The following is a 6,940-nucleotide window of genomic DNA, read 5'->3' as shown; positions in this document are numbered from 1 at the left end:
CAAGGGCTTCAGGATAGCCCACTCTAGGTCACTTAAGTCGCTGGGATAGGGTTTGCGGTGGGGATGGGCAACGGCTGGCAAACGGCTCATGAGCAGATCCTGGACTGGCTAGACTCACCCTAGAATCAGCAGATGAAGAAAGACTCTCCCTTAAGATTGTCTTTATGAATCAGCTCTAAGTATTGGAAGCAAGAACTGACAGAGCTACAGAAGCAAGCCAATCGGGAGCAGTCAAAGGTTAGGGCTAAGGTTGAGCATAACTTTAGTAGTTGGGTCAATGAAATGTGAGGCAATCTTATTGATACGATCGAAATGATTTGATCTTCTAGGAATTTTGTAGTGCTCTAGAGCGTTTCATGAATAATTGAGCTCTCCTATTTAGCCAATTTATCTTGAATAGTAGCCTGTATTTGCGCAGAGGATCTTTCCCATTTCTCCCAAAAATCTAAAACTTTAAGGGCGACTAATTTCGGATAAAAATAGTGAAAAAAATGCCTTCCATCAGGACAAAACCATATTTGATCTATCGGCTTAAGGAAGTTTTGCCAACTTTTCAAAGCAGTAGGATCAACAATTGAATCATCTGCACTGCCACAAACAAGCATAGGTACAGGCGTTGAATTAGGCGGAAAAGCAGCAATGCCTAAAAGTGAATGAGGTATAGGGGAGGTATCTAGTTCTTGCCTTAAAGCCAGTGCCAATGAACGAATCCGCCATTGTTCAGAAGAGGCTAATAAGCTTTGTGCTGTTTTAGCAAGTAACTGTTCACGACTGCAGGGGAAGAGATGTCGTTGAGCATAATAATGAGCATGCCAAGTTATCCCAGGCTGTCCACCTACTGCCAGAAGTGTTAAGGATCTTACCCGCTGGGGGTAGTGATGGCTAAATAACAGAGCTAAAAGCCCGCTCAATCCATGACCCATCAAATGAATCGGATGATCAAAGGTTTTGACATAGTCATACAGCAAGGTAAGAGCTGGATCTAAACTGCTAGGTTCATCCTCAGTCTGAACATATTCCCAATGTGCGATTGAATAAAACTTAGCCAGTGACTTCAATAAAGGCTGGTCAAATAATTTTAGGTGTGGGGAAACGCTTAGAAATAAAGCATCAAAAGACTTCTTGGATGCTAGAGTGAGGCTCATATCACAGTCCACAGATTTAATGAAAGAGACTTCTCGATTGGGTTAAAATCTTTCTTGTTAAGAAGGTTTTTTCTGGCAATTTACATCCATCCTTCAAAGGTTTGTTCAGGATAAATGAAGGGCAATACCTGCTTTAACATTAAGCGAATAGAACGAGTGCCACTGCCTTGGTGCCAAAAGGGATCCACCTCAAATATTCGATTGCTCTGTGCAGCCCGCAACTGCCGCCATTCAGGCAGCTTAGCCAGTTGTTGAATTATGGATGTTTGTCGCCAAGGGCCAAGGGGATAACTCTGCACAAAGATGACGTCGGGGTTGACCTGTAAAACATGCCGCAAGCTAGCAAAGCCAATACCTGGCTCAGAGCCTGTTGAAACTCCCCAGGGATAGTAGGCTAAATCCTTGAGAATACTGCCCAAAGCACCAGCTTCCGTTTCGATAATCAAGCGACGGGTCAACACATTCAACCAAGATCCACCCATCATCAAAACCGTGGGTTTGGGCAAAGGTGCCAATTGGATGGAATAGCGTTTGATTCCCCCACACAAACGGTCAATCGCCCGTTGGGCCTGATCAACTCGTCCCGTTAGCCGGGCAATCTCTATCAAGTTCTGGCAAGCTGTCTCCAACCCCCCTATTGCCAGCAGATAAACCGGAGCCAAACGCTGTAGCCTCCATAGCCAGGCGCGATGGGGAAACTCACAGGCCAGAATCAGATCCGGTTTCACTTGAGCGATTGCCTGAAAATCTGGAAAGAAGTAGGATCCCGATCCTGGACTCAGCAGAGAGGGCAATTCCAGTTCTGCCAGAATGTCAAACCCTGTTGGGGTCAGAGAAACTAGCCGTTGAGGCAGTTGCGGGATCTCGGTAGAGAGGAGGGGTTGATGACCCTCGTGCAGAGCACGGTGAACCAAGGGCATGGAAGGGATCCTACCTTTTCAAATTGGCCCAAAATGAGGGAGGTTATGGTTGCAAAAACCATTCAAAGCCCTGATATAACCTGGGCAAGCACATCGCTACTGCTCAGGAGCATGTAGGCAAACAGCACACCGCCGACACCCCCCACCAAGAAGCCACCGGCAAACTGACTCCAACCCCCACGGGTGCGCAAATTTTCCGGCAACTCATCGGATCCGGCAGAGACACGAATAGGCTGAGGGGATCCTGCCGACTCCGCCATCAGCTGTATCCCTGGTGTCGGATAACTGACAGAGCCATAAGGAGTATTGGCCACAGCCACTAGGCGGGATTTGGGAAAAGATACCTGCCCGTAGATTGACAGACAGACAGTCAAGATCAACACCAAACCAATTGCCCCCAGTGTGCCTGCTGTCAAAGCCAGCTCCGAATCCCGCAATGGCCCAAGCTTGTAAAATGGCCCCAACAATAAGTAACCATGGGCCATTCCCACTTCCAAGCCCCGCACCATTGGCGACAGCCCTTCGCGGTAAATGGGCAAGTTCTGCAGCAGGAGTAGGGTCAAATCGCTGCCATTGACAGGAGTGTCGAAGTTGCCCAATTGCGGATCCACCGTTCGCACCCAGCCCCCCTTTTGAAAGTCAAAACCGGTTGCTGCTGCCCGAGCACGAATGGCATGCCAAATATGCCCAGCCAAAAACAGGATCCCGAGAACAAAGTGGGCTGTGGCCAACCAGGTCCTGCTGGTCACTACACCGGCTGCATCACTCCCTAGCCCCACCGGCCCGTAAAAGGCCACCGGATAGACCGTCTCATTCACACTGACAAAATAGGCCGCGAGGATCCCCATGTAGGCTAGAGCTCCTAGGCTATAAGACAGATAAGCCTCCCCAGAGTAGATCAACACCCGCTTGGCCCAAGCAAAAGGCCGCGTCGCCATGTGCCAAAACCCACCCAGAATGCAGATCAGACCCACATAAACATGGCCCCCCACCACATCTTCTAAGTTGCTTACCCCGGCCATCCCTCGCTCCCCGAGCAGCGGTGTGAGGTAGGCAAAAATGCGAACCGGATTCAGGGTGGGATCCGTAATCACCCGCACCCGACCCAGGGAATCATCGTATAGACCTCCCCAAAATAGGGATTTGGCCACCAGTAACCAAGCCCCTAACCCTAAGAGAACCAGGTGAACGCCGATGATGGTGGTCATCTTGTCGTCATCTTCCCAGTCGTAACCGAAAAAGCCAGCAAAGTTCTCCCCTTTCGGCAACACCTCCGGCCCTAACAGGGCGTGATAAACTCCCCCGGCCCCCAGCACTGCCGAGGCAATCAGGTGCAACACCCCGACCACAAAAAAGGGATAGGGATCCGTCACCAACCCATCTGCCCCAACTCCAATCCCCAACGTGGCCAAGTGGGGCAACAGAATCAGCCCCTGGCTGTACATGGGTTGAGCGGGATCCCAGTGGGCCAACTCAAACAGGGTCATCCCTCCAGCCCAGAACAGAATCAACCCCGCATGGGCCACATGAGCACCCAATAATTTCCCGGATAAGTCTACAAAACGGGCATTGCCAGCAATCCAACCAGGACTGGATACCGCTGGTGGAGAAGACATAACTGTTGTCATTGATCCTCCTCAAAGTTAATCAAAAGATCTGATCTTCAAGACTTCCAAGTTCACGATTGAATTCATCATCTTAGAGCCCATGAAAACCTCTTATAAACCAAACATAGGTTTGAGTTTAGCTGTCCATTCTTTCACCCGCTTTTCCGTTAGCTCTGATTGATTGTCTTCATCAAGTGCCAACCCTACAAACTGACCATTGACTAACCCTCTAGACTCATTGAACTCATAGCCATCAATCGGCCAAGCTCCGACATTTTTCCCGCCACGTTCAGCAATTTTTTCTGCTAAGATTCCCATCGCATCCTGAAAGTTATCCGGGTAGCCAAACTGATCCCCAACCCCAAAATAGGCCACTGTCTTACCGGTGAAATCCATCTCATCCAAATTCGGGAAAAATCCATCCCAATCAGACTGTAGTTCCCCAATATTCCAAGTGGGACAACCGATGATTAGATAATTATATTTGTCGAAATCTTCTATGCTGGCTTCCGCGATATCGATCAAATCTACATTCTCTTCCCCCAGCTCCTTTTGAATCATCTCAGCAGCTGTTTCCGTATTGCCAGTCTGAGTACCAAAAAACAATCCAACCTTTGCCATCATTTCTGCTCCACAACTGCAAAACGAACCTCAACACTTTACTCCAAACTTCACACAAAACTCTCAAACTATTTGAGCGGTCGCATTCAGCTTGCCTGTACGGAAGTTAAACCCTCGCGCCTTGAGTGCATGAAAAAGATGTCCTTGAAGAAAGAAGAAAGCCAACCAAAAATGGGCATTAGCCAACCATACTCTCGCAGTCAATTCTCCTCCCTGCTCAAACAAGGGATAGCGATCTAACCCCACCTGGAGCAGCGGCCCGTAAAACACCTCCGGATACACCACCGGATTCACTGAGACAAAATAGGCAGCGATGAACCCCATTAAGGCCAAAGCACCCAAACTATAGGAAAGATAGGCCTCTCCAGACCAAACAAAGATCCGCTCTGCCCAGCCAAAAGGCTGCGTGGCCATGTGCCAAATGCCTCCTACAATCAAGAGCAACCCAACCCAGATATGACCACCCACCACATCCTCCAGGCTGTCTACCCCGGCGATCCAATGCCGCCCTTCCGTACCCAGCAAGTGACCAAAGGGATTTAAATTGGGAAGAATGGTGCGCACTTCTCCCACTTCCGGGTCAAACAATCCACCCAACGCCATCGCTTTCAACACCAGTAGCCAAGCCCCCAGACCCAGTAACACCAAGTGGATGCCCAAAATGGTGGTCATCTTGTTTTTGTCCTGCCAGTCGTAACTGAACAGAGGGAATAGCTTGGTCTCTAAAACGGCTGGTCCGCGTAGGGCGTGGAAGATCCCCCCGAAACCTAAGAATGCCGAGCTGATCAGATGCATCACCCCCACTGCAAAGTAGGTGTCAGTCTCCAGCACTTCCCCGCCGGATCCCACTCCCAACCCCAAACTGGCAAGATGGGGCAATAGAATCAACCCTTGCTCGTACATAGGTCGGCTGGGATCAAAATTAGCCAACTCGATTAAGGTCATCACCCCAGCCCAGAGAACAATCAACCCAGCATGGGCCACATGCGCTCCCAATAGCCGGCCAGAAAGCTCTGTCAACCGGGCATTGCCTGCCCACCACGGGATCCGCTCTAAGTCAGATTCATTACCCTGCACCCGTATCGTTGCCGTCATATTCAGCTACTCCAAAGCTTGAGGTAAGGGCCAGAACTCCTACCCCAGGAGCGGATCTGGCCCAATGGACACATCCTTTTCGAAACAAGCGAACACTAATGAGAGTAACTCTCAATAGATAAGCTTTGCCCTACCTTAGTCTTCTTGCAACTTAATATCAATAGAGAGATAGTTAATTTTTATGAAGGAGCAACAATCGCAAACGACTGATTTCCTGTCGGCAGCTACTACAGAGGGAGAAAGCCCATCTGAGGACTGCTATGGTTCCGCAAGTGCTCAATCTTTATTCAAGATCATTCTCAATAAGTGGACTACAATGCATTCCATCAAGATTGAATCGGAGTCGTGGGGTATGTCGGCGCATCTTAAACTCTGGAGAGGAATCGGGCTTTGTCTTTTGGTGAACGGGGCAGGGGTTGCTCAGGCTGAAAGAGATGCCCAGGTAGTAGGCACTCCACCAGTAGGCACTCTGATAGTTGGCGAGGTCTTGGGTCAGGAAGCACCTCGGCTGTTGGCCCAGTCCAGTTCCGGTCGTGCCAGTGTTGCGGAGCAATCCTGTCAACCCATTGCCGTAGAAGGGGGTGGCGAGGGGGGTGAAGGGGGTGAGGAATCCGGCCCTTCCATCCCGGTCATCACCCTGAAACCTGAGCAGCACTTTCAGGAACCACAGATTATTCTTGATTTTGTGGATCAGGTGGTGCTCCCCAACTATGAGCAGCTAGTGGCTGAAACTCAGGATCTTTCAACAGCGGTGCAAGCCTTTGTCGAAGCGCCCGATGAAGTGAAGTTGGAGGCAGCTCGCCAAGCCTGGTTTACTGCCCGCATCACTTGGGAGGAAAGTGAAGCCTACGCTTTTGGGCCGGCGGCATCGCTGGGGCTAGATGCCGACTTGGACGAATGGCCCCTGAATGAAGTGGACGTGCTGGATGTATTGGAGAGCGGGGATCCCCTTACTTCAGAAACGGTTGCGGACCTCGAGAGTGGACAAAAAGGATTTCATGCTATAGCCTTTTTGTTGTTTGGAGTCGATAACGACAAGTCATTAACAGATTTTACAGAACGAGATTTGGAGTATTTGGCTGCTGTTGCTCCGGTTTTGGCTAATACGGCTGAGGAACTGCTCCAGAGTTGGACAGAAGGGGTGCAAGGCTTTCCTCCCTTTCGTGAAGAATTTGTCACAGCAGGAGAGGGTAGCAATAGTTATCTCACCCTACAGGCAGCTGCCGAAGAAATTGCCCAAGGGATCCTGGGGCTGTTGGATGAGCTGGGCAACATCAAAATTGGGGCAGCTTTTGCAGAGCAAAATCCCTTTCTACTGGAAAGTCGCTTTGCCCATCACTCTTTGCCAGAATTTGAGGCCAACCTGCGCAGCGTGCAATATGCCTATTCAGGAGGCTTTAGGGAGCGGCAAGGGCGTGGTCTGAGCGGCTCTCCTGACATTTTGGTGTCGATAGTATAATGAGATACTGAGTTCCATGACGAACATTGGTTCCTCTTGATAAGTTATTGGGTCTTGCTGGAGTCAAAATCCAAGAGTTTGTAGAGTTAGAAC

Annotated in this window: 6 protein-coding genes and 1 pseudogene; 1 reads left to right on the top strand and 6 read right to left on the bottom strand. The window is 49.8% G+C overall.

Annotated elements, in window-relative coordinates; all coding sequences use genetic code 11:
- The 6 genes and pseudogenes from JX360_RS18140 to JX360_RS16660 form a co-directional block, all read right to left on the bottom strand.
- Positions 1–90 (bottom strand): annotated as a pseudogene (locus tag JX360_RS18140) (IS5/IS1182 family transposase); the annotation flags it as partial.
- Between the two features lie 284 nt (positions 91–374).
- Positions 375–1,145 (bottom strand): alpha/beta fold hydrolase, encoded by a 771-nt coding sequence (locus tag JX360_RS16685; RefSeq protein WP_244353205.1) that lies wholly within the window; start codon positions 1,143–1,145, stop codon positions 375–377.
- Positions 1,146–1,225: 80 nt separating this feature from the next.
- Positions 1,226–2,065 carry an ABC transporter substrate-binding protein gene (locus JX360_RS16680; protein ID WP_244353203.1) on the bottom strand — a complete coding sequence of 280 codons (840 nt, stop codon included), beginning with the start codon at positions 2,063–2,065 and terminating at the stop codon, positions 1,226–1,228.
- Between the two features lie 62 nt (positions 2,066–2,127).
- Entirely contained in the window at positions 2,128–3,693 is a 1,566-nt protein-coding gene (locus JX360_RS17665) for a chlorophyll a/b binding light-harvesting protein (RefSeq protein ID WP_425244436.1), read from the bottom strand.
- 90 nt (positions 3,694–3,783) lie between these two features.
- A complete protein-coding gene (gene fldA, locus JX360_RS16665; protein ID WP_244353207.1) occupies positions 3,784–4,293 on the bottom strand; it encodes a flavodoxin FldA in 510 nt (169 codons plus the stop codon).
- 63 nt (positions 4,294–4,356) lie between these two features.
- Positions 4,357–5,388: a chlorophyll a/b binding light-harvesting protein gene (locus tag JX360_RS16660; protein ID WP_244353201.1), complete on the bottom strand. Its 1,032-nt coding sequence runs from the start codon at positions 5,386–5,388 to the stop codon at positions 4,357–4,359.
- 352 nt (positions 5,389–5,740) lie between these two features.
- Between JX360_RS16660 and JX360_RS16655 the strand changes: the two genes are divergently transcribed.
- Positions 5,741–6,847: an imelysin family protein gene (locus JX360_RS16655; protein ID WP_244353199.1), complete on the top strand. Its 1,107-nt coding sequence runs from the start codon at positions 5,741–5,743 to the stop codon at positions 6,845–6,847.
- Positions 6,848–6,940 lie beyond the last annotated feature (93 nt).

The organism is Thermostichus vulcanus str. 'Rupite' (genome assembly GCF_022848905.1).
Taxonomy (GTDB): Bacteria; Cyanobacteriota; Cyanobacteriia; order Thermostichales; family Thermostichaceae; genus Thermostichus; species Thermostichus vulcanus_A.
The sequence above is the reverse complement of the archived record's forward strand: the minus strand, read 5'-3'. Positions and strand labels throughout refer to the sequence as shown.

Bases quoted from the DNA above. Each gene is read 5' to 3' on its own strand.
- JX360_RS16685 (WP_244353205.1), bottom strand. From the start codon at position 1,145: ATGAGCCTCACTCTAGCATCCAAGAAGTCTTTTGATGCTTTATTTCTA.
- JX360_RS16680 (WP_244353203.1), bottom strand. From the start codon at position 2,065: ATGCCCTTGGTTCACCGTGCTCTGCACGAGGGTCATCAACCCCTCCTC.
- JX360_RS17665 (WP_425244436.1), bottom strand. From the start codon at position 3,693: ATGACAACAGTTATGTCTTCTCCACCAGCGGTATCCAGTCCTGGTTGG.
- fldA (WP_244353207.1), bottom strand. From the start codon at position 4,293: ATGGCAAAGGTTGGATTGTTTTTTGGTACTCAGACTGGCAATACGGAA.
- JX360_RS16660 (WP_244353201.1), bottom strand. From the start codon at position 5,388: ATGACGGCAACGATACGGGTGCAGGGTAATGAATCTGACTTAGAGCGG.
- JX360_RS16655 (WP_244353199.1), top strand. From the start codon at position 5,741: ATGTCGGCGCATCTTAAACTCTGGAGAGGAATCGGGCTTTGTCTTTTG.